The 17,866-nt window shown below is 64.1% G+C and carries 17 protein-coding genes and 1 pseudogene; 16 read left to right on the top strand and 2 right to left on the bottom strand.

Features of this window, described 5'->3' with window-relative positions; all coding sequences use genetic code 11:
* Positions 1-6: 6 nt before the first annotated feature.
* The 16 genes and pseudogenes from ccoO (at position 7) to C1M53_RS03475 (ending at position 14,913) form a co-directional block, all read left to right on the top strand.
* Positions 7-738 (top strand): cytochrome-c oxidase, cbb3-type subunit II, encoded by a 732-nt coding sequence (gene ccoO, locus C1M53_RS03550; RefSeq protein WP_129410981.1) that lies wholly within the window; start codon positions 7-9, stop codon positions 736-738.
* 12 nt (positions 739-750) lie between these two features.
* Positions 751-909: a cbb3-type cytochrome c oxidase subunit 3 gene (locus C1M53_RS03545; RefSeq protein WP_129410980.1), complete on the top strand. Its 159-nt coding sequence runs from the start codon at positions 751-753 to the stop codon at positions 907-909.
* A complete protein-coding gene (gene ccoP / locus C1M53_RS03540; RefSeq protein ID WP_129410979.1) occupies positions 906-1,769 on the top strand; it encodes a cytochrome-c oxidase, cbb3-type subunit III in 864 nt (287 codons plus the stop codon). Before C1M53_RS03545 ends, ccoP begins: the two co-directional genes overlap by 4 nt.
* Positions 1,770-1,912: 143 nt before the next feature.
* Positions 1,913-3,472: a cytochrome c oxidase accessory protein CcoG gene (gene ccoG / locus C1M53_RS03535; protein ID WP_129410978.1), complete on the top strand. Its 1,560-nt coding sequence runs from the start codon at positions 1,913-1,915 to the stop codon at positions 3,470-3,472.
* Positions 3,469-3,965, top strand: a pseudogene (locus C1M53_RS03530) (FixH family protein). Before ccoG ends, C1M53_RS03530 begins: the two are co-directional and overlap by 4 nt.
* A complete protein-coding gene (locus C1M53_RS03525) occupies positions 3,962-6,232 on the top strand; it encodes a cation-translocating P-type ATPase (RefSeq protein ID WP_129410977.1) in 2,271 nt (756 codons plus the stop codon). The pseudogene C1M53_RS03530 and the gene C1M53_RS03525 overlap by 4 nt, the downstream one beginning before the upstream one ends.
* Positions 6,229-6,384: a cbb3-type cytochrome oxidase assembly protein CcoS gene (gene ccoS, locus C1M53_RS03520; protein WP_129410976.1), complete on the top strand. Its 156-nt coding sequence runs from the start codon at positions 6,229-6,231 to the stop codon at positions 6,382-6,384. Before C1M53_RS03525 ends, ccoS begins: the two co-directional genes overlap by 4 nt.
* A gap of 193 nt (positions 6,385-6,577) precedes the next feature.
* On the top strand, positions 6,578-7,621 hold the full coding sequence (locus tag C1M53_RS03515) for an isopenicillin N synthase family oxygenase (RefSeq protein ID WP_245488431.1): 1,044 nt from the start codon (positions 6,578-6,580) through the stop codon (positions 7,619-7,621).
* A 40-nt stretch (positions 7,622-7,661) separates the two neighbouring features.
* Positions 7,662-8,987: a PLP-dependent transferase gene (locus C1M53_RS03510; RefSeq protein WP_129410974.1), complete on the top strand. Its 1,326-nt coding sequence runs from the start codon at positions 7,662-7,664 to the stop codon at positions 8,985-8,987.
* Between the two features lie 59 nt (positions 8,988-9,046).
* Positions 9,047-9,340 (top strand): hypothetical protein, encoded by a 294-nt coding sequence (locus C1M53_RS03505; protein ID WP_129410973.1) that lies wholly within the window; start codon positions 9,047-9,049, stop codon positions 9,338-9,340.
* Positions 9,341-9,342: 2 nt separating this feature from the next.
* Positions 9,343-10,368 carry an isopenicillin N synthase family oxygenase gene (locus C1M53_RS03500; RefSeq protein ID WP_129410972.1) on the top strand — a complete coding sequence of 342 codons (1,026 nt, stop codon included), beginning with the start codon at positions 9,343-9,345 and terminating at the stop codon, positions 10,366-10,368.
* 299 nt (positions 10,369-10,667) lie between these two features.
* Complete coding sequence (locus C1M53_RS03495; protein ID WP_129410971.1) at positions 10,668-11,702, top strand: amino acid ABC transporter substrate-binding protein; 1,035 nt, start codon at positions 10,668-10,670, stop codon at positions 11,700-11,702.
* 21 nt (positions 11,703-11,723) lie between these two features.
* Complete coding sequence (locus C1M53_RS03490; protein ID WP_165358030.1) at positions 11,724-12,914, top strand: ABC transporter permease subunit; 1,191 nt, start codon at positions 11,724-11,726, stop codon at positions 12,912-12,914.
* Positions 12,911-13,990 (top strand): amino acid ABC transporter permease, encoded by a 1,080-nt coding sequence (locus tag C1M53_RS03485; protein WP_245488430.1) that lies wholly within the window; start codon positions 12,911-12,913, stop codon positions 13,988-13,990. The genes C1M53_RS03490 and C1M53_RS03485 overlap by 4 nt, the downstream gene beginning before the upstream one ends.
* Before the next feature lie 31 nt (positions 13,991-14,021).
* Positions 14,022-14,489: a GNAT family N-acetyltransferase gene (locus tag C1M53_RS03480; protein ID WP_129410970.1), complete on the top strand. Its 468-nt coding sequence runs from the start codon at positions 14,022-14,024 to the stop codon at positions 14,487-14,489.
* A 52-nt stretch (positions 14,490-14,541) separates the two neighbouring features.
* Positions 14,542-14,913 (top strand): DUF559 domain-containing protein, encoded by a 372-nt coding sequence (locus C1M53_RS03475; RefSeq protein WP_129410969.1) that lies wholly within the window; start codon positions 14,542-14,544, stop codon positions 14,911-14,913.
* A gap of 208 nt (positions 14,914-15,121) precedes the next feature.
* Here C1M53_RS03475 and C1M53_RS03470 read toward each other — a convergent pair whose 3' ends face one another.
* Positions 15,122-16,291 (bottom strand): cystathionine gamma-synthase, encoded by a 1,170-nt coding sequence (locus C1M53_RS03470; RefSeq protein ID WP_129410968.1) that lies wholly within the window; start codon positions 16,289-16,291, stop codon positions 15,122-15,124.
* A complete protein-coding gene (locus C1M53_RS03465; RefSeq protein WP_129416003.1) occupies positions 16,288-17,676 on the bottom strand; it encodes a pyridoxal-phosphate dependent enzyme in 1,389 nt (462 codons plus the stop codon). Before C1M53_RS03465 ends, C1M53_RS03470 begins: the two co-directional genes overlap by 4 nt.
* Positions 17,677-17,866: the final 190 nt, after the last annotated feature.

Genomic DNA, 17,866 nt, shown 5'->3' with positions numbered 1-17,866 from the left:
TCTCAAATGGCTTTGATGGACAAACACGCTCTCATCGAGCGCAACGCGACGCTGCTGCTCGTCGGCTCGTTCCTGGTCGTCACCATCGGCGGCATCGTCGAGATTGCGCCGCTGTTCTATCTCGAGAACACCATCGAGAAGGTGGAAGGCATGCGGCCCTATTCGCCGCTGGAGCTGGCAGGCCGCAACATCTACATCCGCGAAGGCTGCTATCTCTGCCACAGCCAGATGATCCGGCCTTTCCGCGACGAGGTCGAGCGCTACGGCCACTACAGCCTGGCGGCGGAGTCGATGTACGACCATCCTTTCCAGTGGGGGTCGAAGCGGACCGGGCCGGACCTCGCACGCGTCGGTGACCGCTATTCCAACGAATGGCATGTCCAGCATCTCAGCGATCCGCGCTCGGTGGTGCCGGAATCGATCATGCCGCGCTACGCCTTCCTGAAGGACGTGCCGCTGTCGCCGAAGGGCTTCTCCACGCAGCTCGTCGCCAATGTCGATGTCGGTGTTCCTTACACGCAGGAGATGATCGACAACGCGGAAGCCGATCTCGTCGCCCAGGCCAATCCCGATGCCGACACCTCCGCCCTCTCGAAGCGCTATCCGAAAGCCAAAACAGGCGACTTCGACGGCAATCCGCAGAAGGTGACGGAGATGGACGCGCTGGTCGCCTATCTGCAGATGCTCGGCACTCTGGTCGATTTCTCGACCTATGACGAAGCCGCCGGCTACCGCTGACGGAGGCGCGAGATGGAAACCTACACAGCCATGCGCCACTTCGCCGACAGCTGGGGGCTGCTCGGCATGACCGTCTTCTTTGTCGGCGTGGTGCTCTTCACCCTTCGCCCCGGCAGCAGGAAGCATGCCGACGCGGCAGCCAGGATCCCGTTCGAGGACGACAAGCCATGACCGAAAAACACATCGATGAGGTTTCCGGCGTTTCGACCACCGGCCATGAATGGGACGGCATCCGCGAACTCGACAACCCGATGCCGCGCTGGTGGCTGTGGACGTTCTACGCGACGGTCATCTGGGCCATCGGCTACACCGTCGCTTATCCGGCATGGCCGCTTCTGACATCGGCCACCAGCGGCGTGCTCGCCTATTCGAGCCGCGGCGAGGTCAAGCAGGAACTGGCGGCCGCCAGTGCTGCCCAGGAAAAATACATCGCCGCGATCAAGGCCAAAACGGTGGATGAGATCGAAGCCGATGGCAGCCTGCGCGACTTCGCCGCCGCTGCCGGCGCCGCGACGTTCCGCGTGAACTGCGTGCAGTGCCATGGTTCGGGCGCGCAAGGGTCGCCCGGTTTTCCCAACCTCAACGACGACGAATGGCTGTGGGGCGGCTCGGCCGACCAGATCCACAAGACCATCACCCACGGCATCCGCTTCGCCGACGATCCGGACACCCGCACCTCGGAGATGCCTGCCTTTGCCGAAATGCTCAGTGCCGGCCAGATCGGCGATGTCAGCACCTACGTGGCGAGCCTGTCGGGGCCGGTCAGCGACCCCGCGAAAGTCGAGCCCGGCGCCAAGGTCTTCGCGGACAACTGCGCCGTCTGCCACGGCGCCAACGCCAAGGGCAACCGCGAGCTCGGTGCGCCGGACCTGACCGATGCGATCTGGCTCTACGGGTCCGGCGAGCATGCCATCGCCCAGCAGGTGAGGGCACCCAGAAACGGCGTCATGCCGGCCTGGGGCGCGAGGCTGGGCGACATCAAGGTCAAGGAACTGGCCGTCTATGTGCATTCGCTGGGGGGAGGGGAATAGGGTCCGCCTAAATCTGTTCCCCTGGGGCCCAGCGACGGGACCCGTCGAAAGGCGGGTCCCGACAGCACACCGACCGCTTGATCTCGGTCAAGGCAAATCCACCCAGGCAGGCGCATGCAGGGTGAGAAGCGTGGGAATGCGTGATGCTCGATGTCGAGGAGATCGAAAGGCTGGAAGCGGAGGCGGTCAATTCCGCCAGGATCCGCCAGCCTCTCTATGCAGCGCGCAGGAAGATCTTTCCCAAGCGCGCCTCCGGCCAATTCCGCCGCTTCAAGTGGATCGTCATGGCGATCACGCTGGGCATCTACTACCTGACGCCCTGGCTGCGCTGGGATCGTGGTCCCTATGCGCCCGACCAGGCCGTGCTCGTCGATCTCGCCAACCGCCGTTTCTATTTCTTCTTCATCGAGATCTGGCCGCAGGAGTTCTTCTTCGTCGCCGGCCTGCTGGTGATGGCGGGCATCGGCCTGTTCCTGATCACGTCGACGGTCGGCCGCGCCTGGTGCGGCTATGCCTGTCCGCAGACCGTCTGGGTCGATCTCTTTCTCGTGGTCGAGCGCGCCATCGAGGGCGACCGCAATGCCCGTATCAAGCTGGACGCAGCTCCCTGGACAGCCGGCAAGATCGTCAAACGTTTTGCCAAACACACCATCTGGCTGCTGATCGCCATCGCCACCGGCGGTGCCTGGATATTCTATTTCGCCGATGCGCCGACGCTGCTCGGCGAGGTGCTGACCGGCCAGGCCGCCGCCGTCGCCTACATGACCATCGCCGTGCTGACCGCCACCACCTACATCTTCGGCGGACTGATGCGCGAGCAGGTCTGTACCTACATGTGCCCGTGGCCGCGCATCCAGGCGGCGATGCTCGATGAGAACTCGCTTACCGTCACCTACAATGACTGGCGTGGCGAACCGCGTTCACGCCACGCCAAGAAGGCGCTTGCTGCCGGCGAGAGTGTCGGCGATTGCGTCGACTGCAACGCCTGCGTCGCGGTCTGCCCGATGGGCATCGACATCCGTGACGGCCAGCAGCTCGAATGCATCACCTGCGCGCTCTGCATCGACGCCTGCGACGGCGTCATGGACAAGATCGGCAAGGAGCGCGGGCTGATCGCCTATGCGACGTTGAACGACTACAACGCCAACATGGCGCTCGCCACCGGCTACGGCGCCCATGCGATCGAGCCGGCCCTGGTCAGGCAGCCCGGTGGGCGTCTCTCGGAGAGGGTCGCCCAGTTCCATCTTGGCAAGATCTTCAGGCCGCGTACCTTCGTCTACACAGCGGTGTGGGCCTTGATCGGCCTTGCCATGCTGTATGCGCTGCTGACGCGCGAACGGTTGCAGCTCAATGTCCTGCATGATCGCAATCCGCAGTTCGTGGTGCTGTCGGACGGCGCCATCCGCAATGGCTACACCGTCAAGCTGCTCAACATGATCCCCGAGCCGCGCACCATCCGGATCACGCTGGAGGGGTTGCAGGGGAGCGCCATGAACGCCGTCGGCACCGAGCAGGCGGAAGGCGAAACGCTCGTCGTCGAGGTCGAGCCGGACCGGCTGAAATCGCTCAAAATCTACGTGCGGCAGGCGCGCGATCTGGTGCGGCCCGGCAGCACTGCCTTCCGCTTCGTCGCCAGGGATGCTGGGGGCGCCGAGACTGCCAGCTATGACGCCAATTTCATCGCCCCGGAGGCATCGAGATGAGCACACGCCGTCGCTCCACCGGTGAATTCACCGGCCGCCACATGCTGATCATCACCCTCACCTCTTCGGTGTCATCATCGCCGTCAACATGACGATGGCCACGCTGGCGCGGTCGAGCTGGACCGGTCTTGTGGTGCAGAACAGCTATGTCGCCAGCCAGCAGTTCAACAGGAAGGCGGAGGAGGGACGTGCGCAGGCGGCGCTGCATTGGCAAAGCAAGCTGACGGTCGCCGATGGCATGATCCGCTATGTGCTGGTCGATGCCGCCGGCAGGCCCGTCATCCCCGCCGGCGTGAAGGTAACGCTCCGGCATCCTGCCTATGATGCCGAGGACCGCGCGGTCGAACTTGCGCCGGAGCCGGGCGGGGCTTTCAGCGCCAGGCAGGCGGTGCGCGACGGTGCCTGGATCATCGAGGTCGATGCCGATGTCGGGCGCGGCTCGCCGTACCGGTTGGTGCAGCGTGTCTTTGTGCGTGGCGGAGCAATCCAGTGAGCTGCTGCGCACCGGGCATCGAATCCGCGCTCGACCTCGATCAAGCCGGCGCCCCATCCGTCGACGAGATCAGGCTTGCCAGCCGTGCGCTCGGCGGAGGGCTTTCGCAGGTCGACTTCGCTGTCCCCGGCGTGCATTGCGCTGCCTGCATCGGCACCGTCGAGACCGCCTTGCAGAAATTGCCGGGCGTGGCTGGCGCGCGCGTGAACCTGTCGACCAAACGGGTCTCCGTGCGGCTGCGCGAAGGAGAACTTCCGCCACTGGTCGCGACACTTTCCGGGCTTGGTTACGAAGCGCATCTGTTCGACCGCGAAAACGACACTGGCAAGGACCCGGTGCTGGCCGAACTGATCCGCGCCGTCGCCATATCCGGTTTCGCCGCGACCAACATCATGCTGCTGTCTGTCTCCGTGTGGTCCGGCGCGACGGATGCAACGCGCGACCTCTTCCATTGGGTCTCGGCACTGATCGCCATCCCCGCGCTCGTCTTTGCCGGCCGCATCTATTTCCGCTCGGCCTGGAATGCACTCAGCCATGGCCGCATGAACATGGATGTGCCGATCGCGGTCGGCATCACGCTCGCTTATGGCCTCAGTCTCTACGAGACGGTCAACCATGGCCCGCATGCCTATTTCGACGCGTCGGTGTCGCTGCTGTTCTTTCTGCTGATCGGTCGCACGCTCGACCACGTCATGCGAGAGAAGGCGCGCACCGCGGTGAGCGGCCTGAGGCGGCTGGCGGCGCGCGGCGCCACGGTTGTCGCCGGCGATGGTTCGCTGAGCTACATGCCGGTCGAGGAGATCGCCAAAGGCGACGTGATCCTCGTCGCTCCCGGTGAGCGCGTGCCGGTCGATGCCCTTGTCACGCAGGGTACTTCCGAAGTCGACCGGTCCCTGGTCAACGGTGAAAGCGAGCCGCAGGCGGTAGACCGCGGCGCCGTGCTGGAGGCAGGTACGTTGAACCTCACCGGTGCGCTGACGGTTCGGGCGACCGCCGTGGCGCAGGATTCCTTCCTGGCCGAGATGGTGCGGCTGATGGAGGCCGCGGAAGGCGGCCGGGCGCTCTACCGTCGTATCGCTGATCGGGCATCCGCGCTCTATGCGCCGGTCGTGCATCTGACCGCGCTGCTCACCTTCATCGGCTGGATGGTCGTTTCGGGCGACTGGCACCGGGCGATCACCATCGCCATTGCCGTGCTCATCATCACCTGTCCCTGTGCGCTCGGCCTGGCTGTGCCGATCGTGCAGGTTGTGGCCGCACGCCGTCTGTTCGAACGCGGCATCATGGTCAAGGACGGTTCGGCGATGGAACGGCTCGCCGGTATCGACATGGTGGTGTTCGACAAGACCGGCACCCTGACGCTCGGGACGCCCAGGCTGGTGAACGGCGACCGGATCGCATCCAGCGACATGGCCGTGGCTGCACAACTGGCGGCGCATTCCAGGCATCCCGTCGCTCGTGCCATCGCGGATGCCTGTCCAGGTATATCGCTCCAGCGCGACCTTTCGGCAACCGTCAGCGAAATTCCCGGCTTCGGGCTGGAAGCGTCGATGAACGGCGCCGTCTGGCGTCTTGGCCGGGCGCAATGGGCGCTCAGGGATGGCAACGAAGCAATCGGCACCGTTCTGACATGCGACGGTATCCCGCGCGCCAGTTTCGTCTGCGAGGACAGGCTGCGCGCCGGCGCGGCCCAAACCGTGACCGAATTGTCAGGGCAAGGCCTGGCTGTGGAGATGCTGACCGGTGACCATGACGCCAATGCAAGACCTATAGCCAGGCAGCTCGGCATCGATGCTTATCGTTCCGGCATGCTGCCGGGCGAAAAGGTGGCGCGCATCGCTGCGTTTGCCGACAGCGGCCGCAGGGTTCTCATGGTTGGCGATGGTTTGAACGATGCGCCAGCGCTGGCTGCCGCCCATGTCTCCATGGCGCCGGCGACCGCCGCCGATATCGGTCGCAACGCCGCCGATTTCGTCTTCCTGCGTGAGAGCCTTGCCGTGATCCCCTTTGCGCTGGAGATCTCATGCAGGGCTGGCCGGCTGATCCGGCAGAATCTGGCCTTTGCAATCGCCTACAATTTCGTCGCGGTGCCCATCGCCATCTTTGGCTATGTCACGCCGCTGATCGCCGCGATTGCCATGTCGCTGTCCTCGATCATCGTCATCGCCAATGCCATGCGGCTGGCCGGCGGCTCATGTGCTGTTGGCAGGGACGTCCGGATCGCCGCATCGGCGCCGGTCGGCCTGATTGGAAGGCCGGCGCAATGAGCAATCTCGTCGTCCTCATCCCGGTAGCGCTTTTGCTTGGTGGGACTGGCCTCGTCGCCTTCCTGTGGGCGTTGCGCAGTGGCCAGTATGAAGATCTCGACGGCAGTGCCGAGCGCATCCTCATCGACGATGAGCGCGCCGATCAGGCATGACGCCATCCGTGTTCCGGCACCATTCATGCCGCGCCTCTTTAGTCTACGAATTTTGTAGGGTTAGCAAAAAATCGCGCCGATCGCGGGGCTCGGCACGCGGGATTTTTCGCGTTCCAGTGTCAAAGGGTCGCTCGTTCCTTTGATTTTACCAATGTCATTGCCACCCTTAGGGACCAGCCAAGAGGGCCCGAAAGTGAGCAATACCAATGCCATCCAATCCATTCCGGTTCTGGATTTCTCCCTGTTTGAAACCGATCCGACCGCTTTCCTCAGTCAGTTGAAGCTTGCGTCGCGCGACGTCGGCTTCTTCTACCTCACCGGCCACGGCATCCCGCAAAGCCTGATCGATGACGTGCTGGCGTCGTCGCGCCGTTTCTTCGCGCTGCCGGAGGCCGACAAGCTCGAAATCGAAATGGTCAACTCGCCGCATTTCCGCGGCTACAACCGTGTCGGCCAGGAGCTGACCAAGGGCCAGCGCGACTGGCGCGAGCAGATCGACATCGGCTCGGAGGCACCCCCGCTTGTGTTCGGCAAGGACCAGCCGGCATGGACCCGGCTGCAGGGGCCGAACCTGTGGCCGAACGCGTTGCCGGAACTCAAGCCGATCCTGCTCGGATGGCAGTCGGAACTGACCAGGCTGGCGACGCGCCTGCTCAAGGCTTTCGCCGTGGCGCTGGAGCAGGACCGCGACGTGTTCGAGACCATCTATGCTGGACAGCCCAATCACCTGATCAAGATCATCCGCTATCCGGGCCGGGATGCCACCGGAAGCGAACAGGGTGTCGGCGCCCATAAGGACAGCGGCTTCCTTACCCTGTTGCTGCAGGAAAAGCAGAAGGGGCTGGAGGTCGAGACCGAGGATGGCCGCTGGATCGAGGCTGAGCCACGCCAGGGCACTTTTGTCGTCAACATCGGCGAGCTGCTGGAACTGGTCACCGACGGCTATCTGAAGGCGACCGTGCATCGTGTCGTCACGCCGCCGGCTGGCACTGATCGTTTGTCGGTCGCCTTCTTCCTCGGCGCACCGTTCGACGCCGAAGTGCCGCTGCTCGACCTGCCCTCGCACCTCAAGGCACAGGCCGTCGGCATCACGCGTGATCCGCACAATCCGCTGTTCCGCAATTCAGGACAGAACACGCTGAAGAGCCGGCTGCGCTCGCATCCGGATGTCGCCGCGCGCCACCACGCCGATCTACTCGCGGCACAGGCGCGCACTGAGGCCGTGCCTGTCGCTTGAAACGCTAACCCCCCCCCGGTAGACACAAGGAGCAGATGACATGACGCTGGAAAATCTCTCTGCCGAAACGCTTGCCCTGCATGGTGGCAGCTGGCGCGCCGATCCCGCCACGGGAGCCGTGGCGGTGCCGATCTACCAGACCACATCCTATCAGTTCCAGGATACCGATCATGCTGACCGGCTGTTCTCGCTTGATGAAGTCGGTCACATCTACACCCGCGTTTCCAATCCGACGCAGGATGCCTTCGAGCAGCGCATCGCCGCGCTTGAGGGCGGTGCCGCGGCGCTGCTTCTCTCATCGGGTCAGGCGGCGTCCGCCTATTCTGTGCTGAACCTGGCCGGGGCCGGCGATAACATCGTCTCGTCCACCGGCCTTTACGGCGGCACTTGGGCCCTGTTTGCCGCCACGCTCAAGCACTTCGGCGTCGAGGTACGTTTCGTCGACGCGTCAGACCCGGAAAATTTCCGCCGTGCCACCGATGGGCGCACCCGTGCATACTATGCGGAGTCGCTGCCCAATCCGAAGCTGCAGGTCTTCCCGATCAAGGAGGTGGCCGACATCGGCCGGTCGCTCGGCGTGCCGCTGATCGTCGATAACACTGCGGCTCCCCTGATCATCCGTCCGTTCGAGCATGGGGCGGCGGTCGTCGTTTATTCAGCCACCAAATACATCGGCGGCCATGGCACCTCGATCGGCGGCGTTGTCATTGATGGCGGCAATTTCCCCTGGGAGGACCATGGCGACCGGTTCCCGACACTGACCCAGCCGGATCCCAGCTATCACGGCAAGGTTTGGGTGGAGGCCGCCAAGCCGCTTGGCCCGGTTGCCTATGTGCTGCGCATCCGCACCGTGCTGCTGCGTGACGTCGGCGCGGCCATCAGCCCGTTCAATGCCTTCCAGCTCCTGCAGGGCCTGGAGACGCTGCCGCTGCGCATCCGCCAGCACAATGAGAACGCGCTGAAGGTTGCGGAATATCTCAAGGGTCACCCCAAGGTCAGCTCGGTCATTTTTCCAGGCTACCAGGAGGGTGAGGACAAACGCCGCGCCGATGCCTATTTCCGCGAAGGCAGCTATGGCGCGCTGGTCGGCTTCGAGCTGAAGGGCGGGTGCGAGGCCGGCCGCAGCTTCATCAACGGGCTGAAGCTGCTTTATCATGTCGCCAACATCGGCGACGCGCGCTCGCTGGCCATCCACCCATCGACCACCACGCATTCGCAGCTCTCCGCCGGGGACCAGCTCTCCTCCGGCGTGACGCCTGGCTATGTGCGGCTGTCGATCGGCATTGAGCACCCCGACGACATCATCCGCGATCTCAAGCAGGCGCTCGACGGTGCCATCGGCGAACAGGAACTGAAGGCGGCCTAGAGCATGCGACTGGGGTTCGCGAAATGAGCGTCCGGTCGAGAAGAGTGGCCGGAACTGCCTTGCCTTGGCTTGAACTCGCCGGCGTTCTGCTGGTGATGGTCAGCATCCTGTGGTGGGCCGTCGTCTATGCGCAGGTGATGGCGAACACCGGCTTTTCCGCCGCAGGCACGCTGCCGTGCCTTCTCTACACGTCGGACCGCTGCTCGCTGGCGATGGCGCTGTGCAAGGATTGGCACTTTCTCGGCATCAAACGGTATTCGGCAGAGCTGCTGTGGCTCGGGGTGGCTGCAGCGGCGATCGCAATCTTGGCGGGTGGGTTTTTCGGCAACACGGACAGACCGGAGGAATCCTGAACATGACCAGAATTGTACCAGTGCTCGATCTCAGCCGCCTGGAGCAGGGCGCGTCGGAGCGGCGCACCTTCCTGGCGGACCTCAGGTCAGCGGCCCGCGATGTCGGGTTCTTCTATCTGGCCGGCCACGGAATTGCCGTCGGCGAGATCGAAGGCGTACTCGCTTCGGCAAAGCGCTTCTTCGAATTGCCGGAGGACGAGAAGCTCAAGATTGCCATGGTCAACTCGCCGCAGTTCCGCGGCTATACCCGCACCGGCGGTGAGCTGACGCGCGGCAAGGCCGACTGGCGCGAACAGCTCGACATCGGTGTCGAACGCGAGCCGATCGCGCAGAAGCCGGGCGCCGCCGCCTGGACGCGCCTGCAGGGACCGAACCAGTGGCCGAGGCTTTATCCCGACTTGAAGCCGGTGCTGCTGTCCTGGCAGGCACAGGTGACCGAGGTGGCGATCCGCCTGCTCAAGGCTTTCGCGCTGTCGCTGGAACAGCCGGAGGATGCCTTCGACGCCATCTATGCCGGCGAGCCCAACCATCGCATGAAGATCGTGCGCTATCCCGGCCGCGATCTCACCGGCAGCGAGCAGGGCGTCGGCGCGCACAAGGATGGCGGGTTCCTGACGCTTCTGTTGCAGGATCACAATGAAGGCTTGCAGGTCGAGTACGACGAACGCTGGGTGCCGGTCGATCCGATCCCCGGTACGCTCGTCGTCAACATCGGCGAGCTGCTGGAGCTGGCTTCCAACGGTTATCTGCGCGCCACGGTGCACCGCGTCGTCACGCCGCCTGCCGGTATCGAGCGCCTGTCGGTGCCATTCTTCTTCAGCGCACGGCTGGATGCCTCCATCCCGCTGCTCGACCTGCCGCCCAACCTGGCGGCGGAAGCACGTGGCCCGGCCAGCGATCCAGAGAACCCGCTGTTTCGCAATGTCGGCACCAACGTCCTGAAGAGCCGGCTGCGCTCGCATCCCGACGTCGCCAGGCGGCACTATTCGGACCTGCTTGAAAGCGGCTTCGCTTCGGTCGCAGCTTGATCCTTGTTCCGTCTCCTCTCACCTCGGCCGGGTTCACGCCCGGCCATTTTTTTAAAGCATGATCCCGAAAAGTTGCAGACTTTTCGGACAAAGATCATGCGGCAGTGAATGTCAGGTGGCACGCCGCTTCTACCTCCAAAGCCGCCTTTTTTCGGCAAAGCGCTTCCCGGAACGGCGCAATTTTGGATTGTCGTTCCTTAGTCTACAAATTTTATGGAGTTACCGTCTGGCAGGGTCGGCGAAAGGGGGCTGAGCGCGATCGTTTCGGGTCGGCCTGTTACAGATCAGGAGTTATCGAGATGACATTTTTATCGCAACCCGGCGGCCTGTTGCGCCGTGCGGTGGCGGCATCGCTGGTCGTGGCAGCGACCGCGTTTTCAAGCGTGGCCGATGCCGGCCCGACGCTGGACAAGATCAAGCAACGCGGTGCAATCAAGGTCGGCGTCGGCACCACGCCGGGCTTCTTCGCACCGGGCGACGACGGCCAGTGGAAGGGTTTCTTCGTCGACTACGGCAAGGCGCTTTCCATCACCGTGTTCGGCACGCCGGACAAGGTCGAGTTCACCAATTCCTCGCCGCAGCAGCGCCTGCCTGCCCTCCAGGCCGGCGAGTTCGACATCCTGCTTTCGGGCGTGACGGTGACCATCGCCCGAGCCCTGCAGCTCGGTTTCCACTTCGGTCCGACCGTGTTTTACGACGGGCAGGGCATCCTGGTCCGCAAGGACCTCGGCGTGACCAAGGCAGCTGAACTCGATGGCGCCACCATCGGCGTGCAGAGCGGCACCACCGGCGAGCTGAACATCGCCGACTTCTTCCGCAAGACCGGCAAGAAGTTCACGCCAGTGACGATCGAGGAGACCGGCGAGTTCATCAACGCGCTGGAATCCGGCCGCGTCGACGCCATCACGCAGGACAGCTCCGATCTCGTCGGCAAGCGCACCCAGCTCAAGAAGCCGGACGACTACGTCATCCTGCCGGAGCGCCTGTCCAAGGAGCCGCTGGCTCCGGCCATCGCCGGCGGCGACGACCGCTGGCAGGAACTGGTCAACTGGACAGTCAACGTCACCATCCAGGCCGAGGAATGGGGCATCACCTCGAAGAATGTCGACGAGTTCCTGAAGTCGGAGGATCCGGCGATCCAGCGCTTCCTCGGCGTCGATCCTTCGCTGGCGCAGGCCACCAACCTCGATCCGAAATGGGCCTATAACATCATCAAGACGGTGGGCAACTACGGCGAGATCTTCGACCGCAACCTGAAGCCGCTGGGCTGGGAGCGTGGTTACAACAATCTGTGGTCGAACGGCGGCCTGCTCTATTCGCCGCCTTTCCGCTGAGCTGACCGAGCTTCCTGAACCATGGCGACGACCGAAATCGTGCCGGGCCGTCATCGGCCCGGCCTGCTGAGCCGACTGGTTGGCTGGTGGGGGCCGCGGCCCCTCATCCAGCTTGCCGTCTTCGTCGCGGTCGTCGCCTTGTTCTGGCAGCTGGGCGCCAATGTCGCCGACACCATGCGGCGCATCGGCGTCACGCCGGGTTTCGGTTTTCTCGAACGTTCGGCCAATTTCGAGATCGGCGAAAGCGTGATCGCCTTCAAGGCCGGCGATCTCTACATCCGGGCAATCCTTGCCGGTCTCGTGAACACCGTGAAGGTCGCCGCGCTCGGCTGCGTGCTGGCGACTGTTCTGGGTGTCGCGCTCGGTGTCGCCGGCCTGTCCGGCAACCTGCTGCTGGCGACGCTGGTGCGCTGGTACGTTGAACTGATCCGCAACACGCCCCTGCTGCTGCAGCTGTTCTTCTGGATCGCGCTTGCCAAATCCTTTCCGCCACCGCGGCAGGCGCTGTCGGCCTTCGACGCGCTGTTCCTGTCCAATCGTGGCGTCTTCGTACCGGGCATCATCGTTGACGGGTTTTCCAGCCGGACCGTGCTGCTGCTGGTCGCCATCGCGCTGTCCTATGGGCTCTATCTCTACGCCGCGTATCGTCGCCGGCGCCTGAAGTTCAGCAACGGTGTGGTCGCGACGCTTGTTCTGCTGGCTGCCGCTGGCGCGACGTTTCCGGCCACAGGTGCCACGCTTGCGCTCGACACGCCGGTGCTGGGCGGTTTCAACATTCGCGGCGGCTACAGCCTGACACCGGAATTCGCGGCATTGCTGGCTGGCTTGACGGTCAAGTTCTCGGCGGCGATCGCCGAGATCGTGCGTGCCGGCATCCAGTCGGTCTCGCGCGGGCAATGGGAAGCGGCGCGGGCGCTTGGCCTGCACCCGGGGCAGATCATGCGCCTGGTGGTGCTGCCGCAGGCGCTGCGCGTGATCACGCCGCTGATCACGTCGAGCTATCTCGACCTGACCAAGGATTCCAGCCTGGCGGTCGCCATCGGATATCCGGACCTCGTGTCCATCATCAACACCACCGCCAACACCACCGGCCAGTCCTTCGAAGCGCTGGCCATCCTGATCGGCATCTATCTCGTCCTGAACCTGTCGGTGTCGGCGCTGATGAATGTCTACAACCGCAGGGTCGCCCTGCGCGGAGACGTTTCGCGATGAGCCTCGTCGATATCGCTTCGCTGCCGCTGATGCGCCGCTCCTTCGACTGGAAGCCGCTGTGGAACGGCCTGTTCGGAACCAGGCTGAACACGGCGCTGACGGTGCTGACCCTTGCCTTCCTCGTCTGGCTGGCGCCGCCGCTGGTGCGCTGGCTGGTGCTCGACGCCACCTGGACCGGCACGGCGCAGGATTGCGCGGCGGCATCCGGCGCCTGCTGGGCCTTCGTGACGGCCAAGCTGCGCTTCATCCTGTTCGCCTTCTATCCGCAGGACCTGCAATGGCGGCCGACGGCGGCACTCGTGCTGCTGCTCGGCCTGCTCGCCGTCACCGCCCAGCCGCGCTTCTGGCGGCGCGAGCTGCTGATCGCCTGGCTGCTGGTCGTCGGTCTTTGCTGGGCGCTGCTCACCGGCACGCTGACCGGATCGCCGGTGCCGTCCAACCAGTGGGGCGGGCTGCCGGTCACCCTGCTGGTCTGGTCGGTCTGTTTCGGGCTCTCGATTCCGCTGGCGGTGCTCCTGGCTCTAGCACGGCGTTCGAAGATGGGCGGCCTGCGCACGCTGGCGGTGCTGTTCATCGAACTGATGCGCGGCACGCCGATGGTGGCGATCCTCTATGTCGCGATGCTGATCCTGCCGATGGCCACCCCCGGCGGCCAGTTCGTCGACAAGACGGTGCGCGCCATCATCATGATCACGCTGTTCTGGTCGGCCTACGTCGCCGAGGTGGTGCGCGGCGGATTGCAGACCATCCCGCAGGGCCAGGAAGAGGCGGCCAAGGCGCTTGGCCTCGGCTATTGGCGCACCATGCAGTTGATCGTGCTACCGCAGGCCCTGCGCCAGGTCATTCCCGGCATGGTCAACCTGGCCATCGGTTTCCTGCTCGCCACCTCGCTGCTTGCCGTCATCGGCATTTTCGACCTTCTCAACGCGGCGCGCGCCTCGACCACCGACCCGAAATGGCTGGGTTTCTACGACGAGGCCTATCTGGTCGCCGGCGTCATCTATTTCCTGTTCTGCTTCGGCGGCTCGCGCTATAGCCGCTGGCTGGAGACGCGGCTGAGGGCACCCCATCATTGACCTTAGAGCGATCGTCTCACCGGAGATCGCCATGCCGTCAGAGACCAGCATCGAGATCAGGCCGCTCGATCGCCATGATGCGCCGGCCTTCGCCACTTTGGTGGCTGACTATGCCACCGTCATGGGCGGGGCTGTCCGGCAGCCGAAGCCGGATGACGTACTGCGTCTTTTCGATGAACCGACGGTTGGTCTCGTCGGTGCCTGGAGCGGTGGCGCGCTGGTCGCGTTCGCTCTGTTTTTCGACCTGCCCGAGGCGATCTCGGGCGAAAGGGCAGGGCAGCTGGACGATCTCTACGTATCGCCGGGCGCGCGTGGCCATGGCCTTGCCAGGGCACTCATCGCGCACCTCACCGAGATCGGCCGTGAACGGGACTGGGTGCACCTGCGCTGGCTCGTGCCGGAAGACAACGCCGCCGCCCAGCGCGCCTATGAAGGGATAAGTGAAGCAGCTCCCTGGCAAAGCCGTGTCATCTGGCTGCGCAGGGAGCTGGAGTATTGAGGATCCTTCTCCGGGAATGGTGCCCAGCGGCTGGCCAAGCTAGGCTGTTCGCATGCCACATACACCTGTTCCACCTGGGAAGCGCAGTTTTGCCAAGATACTGCGGCGCGATATGACCGAGGCTGAGGGGCGGCTTTGGGAAGAGCTTCGTGGCCGGCGGTTGAACGGACTTAAATTCCGTCGACAGGTGCCAGTCGGGTCATATGTAGCTGATTTCCTGTGCGCAGATGCCATGCTGATCGTCGAAGTCGACGGCAGCCAACATGCTGATTCCATGCATGATCGACAGCGAGCCGTGGCTCTGAAGGAACTTGGTTTTCGGGTTCTGCGATTTTGGAATGATGAAGTGCTGCGTGAAATGAATGCCGTTTGCGACACCATCATTGCGTATACCCACGACAAGAGCCTCGAGCCTTGGCGATGATCTGCCTTCTCCCCCTGTGGGAGAAGGTGGCTCGGCGCGTAGCGCCGAGACGGATGAGGGGTGTTGGAAGAAGCGAGGCGACTTAGGACTAGGTGCTGACTCCGAATAATGCGAGGTCTGATAAGGGAGCACTCCGTCCAGCACCCCTCATCCGACCTCGCCTTCGGCGAGGCCACCTTCTCCCACAAGGGGAGAAGGGAAAGGTTACCTAGGCCGCCAGTGCCTGCGCCAGGTCGGCGATCAGGTCGTCGGCGTCCTCGATGCCGGCCGACAGCCGCACCAGTGAATCCGAGATGCCGAGGGCTTCCCGCTGCGCGGCAGGGATCGAAGCATGCGTCATCAGTGCCGGATGTTCGATCAGGCTCTCGACACCACCCAGGCTTTCGGCCAGCGCGAACAGTCGCGTATGTTCCAGGAAGCGTTTGGTGCCGGCGAGGTCGCGGTCGAGCTCGACCGTGATCATGCCGCCGAACGCATCCATCTGCGCCTTGGCGAGCTGATGCTGCGGGTGGCTTTCCAGGCCGGGATAGAGGACACGGCGGACATCCGGACGTGCCTCGAGCCAGCGCGCGATCGCCAGCCCGTTGGCGGAATGGCGTTCCATGCGCAGCGCCAGCGTCTTCAGGCCGCGCAGCGCCAGGAAACTGTCGAACGGCCCAGAGATGGCGCCGACGGCGTTCTGCAGGAATTTGAACTGGTCGCGCAGTTCGGCATTGTCGCCCACAACAACGACGCCTCCGACCATGTCGGAATGGCCATTGAGATATTTGGTCACCGAATGCACGACAATGTCGATGCCGAGTTCCAGCGGCCGCTGGATGTAGGGGCTGCAGAACGTGTTGTCGGCAACCGTGAGCACGCCCTTGCGTCGGGCCAGCGTCGCGACCGCCGCGAGGTCGACAAGGCGCAACAGCGGATTGGTCGGCGTCTCCACCCACAGCAGCTTGGTTTCCGGCCGGATCGCAGCCTCGACCGCGGCGAGATCGGTGAAATCGACAAAGCTCACCTGCAGCCCGGCCGAGCGCTTGCGCACGCGTTCGAGCAGGCGGAACGTGCCGCCATAGATATCGTCGGTCGCGACGATATGCGCACCGGCGTCGAGCGATTCCAGGATGTTGGCGATCGCTGCCAGGCCCGACGCATAGGCAAACGCCGCCGAACCGCTTTCGAGATCCGCCACGGCCCGCTCGAAGGCGAAACGGGTCGGGTTCTGGCTGCGGGCATATTCGAAGCCCTTGTGCACGCCCGGTGACTGCTGGGCATAGGTCGAGGTGGCATAGATCGGCACCATCACGGCGCCGGTGGTCGGGTCGTGGCTCTGCCCGCCATGAATGGTGCGGGTCGAGAAAGCGAGCCTGTTCTTGCCCTGGATGGTCATCGGTTGCGCCTCAGATGGTTGATCAGATCGATACGGGTGATGAGACCGACGAATTCGTCGCCGTCGAAGACGATGGCGACTTCGTTGCGGTCGAAGACGGGCAGCAGCGCATCCAGCGTCTGGCTGGCCTGCAGCGTGTGCAGGTCGGCGGTCATGGCGGTACGCACCGGCTGGTCGAAGCGCTGCCAGCGGCCGTCATACGGCCCGTCGACATTACCCAGGATGTCGCCTTCGTCGATGATGCCGACCAGTCTGCCGTCTTCCAGCACCGGCAATTGCGAAACGTCGCCGCGCCGCATGCGGCCATAGGCGGTGAGCAGTGTGTCGTCCGGTCCGACGAACACCGTGCCGCCCTCGCGATGCGAGCGAGCGACGAGGTCGGAGAGATCGCCATGCTGCTCGCGCTCTGCCAGGCCCTGTTCGGCGAGCCAGAAATCGTCGAACACCTTGGAGAGGTATTTGTTGCCGCTGTCGCAGACGAAGGTGACGACGCGTTTCGGCACCTTCTGTTCGCGGCAATAGCGCAACGCCGCCGACAACAGCGTGCCGGAGGATGAGCCGGCCAGGATGCCTTCCTTCGACAGCAGATCGCGCACCGCCAGCATCGAGTGCCGGTCGGAGACCGAATAGGCCTTCTTGACCAGCGAAAGGTCGCAGTTCGGCGGCACGAAGTCCTCGCCGATGCCTTCCACCGTCCAACTGCCGGCCTCGACCATCTCGCCGGTCTTTACCAGTGGCGCCAGCACCGAGCCGACCGGATCGGCCAGCACCATCTCTGTCTTGGGCGAGACGCCGGCAAAGAAGCGGCCAAGGCCAGACAGGGTGCCGCCGGAGCCGACGCCGACCACGACCGCGTCGACGTCGCCGTCGAGCTGCTGCCATATCTCGGGGCCGGTGGTGGTCTCGTGCGCCAGCGGGTTGGCCGGATTGGAGAACTGGTTGGCGTAGAAGGCGCCGGGGATTTCGGCGGCCAGTTTCTCGGCCATGTCCTGGTAATATTCGGGATGACCCTTGCCGACATCGGAACGGGTCAGTCGCACCTCGGCGCCGAGGGCCCGCAGATGCTGTACCTTCTCGCGCGACATTTTGTCGGGCACGATGAGGATGATGCGGTAGCCGCGCGGAATGCCGACCTGGGCAAGGCCAAGACCGGTGTTGCCGGCGGTCGCCTCGATGATGACGCCACCACGTTGCAACCGCCCGTCGCGCTCGGCCTGATCGATCATGGAGCGGGCGATGCGATCCTTGATCGAGCCACCGGGGTTCTGGCTTTCCAGCTTGATGAACAGCCGGCACTTGCCGGTGTCGAACTTCTTCAGCTCCACGATCGGTGTCTCGCCGATCAGGTCGAGCACCGACGCAACGGGCGGCTGCAGCCGCTTCATCACGGTACCAGATTCAGCCTCAGCCTTCGTGCCCATCGCAACGCTCCCTGGAGCATGATCCCGCAATGCTTCAGCTTTGCGGATCAAGATCATGCGACAAACCAAACCACGTCACCGGGTCGCTGCCGGCATGCGTCCTGATCGCAGAAGCGACCGCTTCTTGTCGAAGGAAAGAATTTCCTTTGAATGA

Origin of the sequence: Mesorhizobium sp. Pch-S, from assembly GCF_004136315.1 — a bacterium.
Taxonomy (GTDB): Bacteria; Pseudomonadota; Alphaproteobacteria; order Rhizobiales; family Rhizobiaceae; genus Mesorhizobium.
This window is presented reverse-complemented; position numbering and strand designations above follow the sequence as displayed.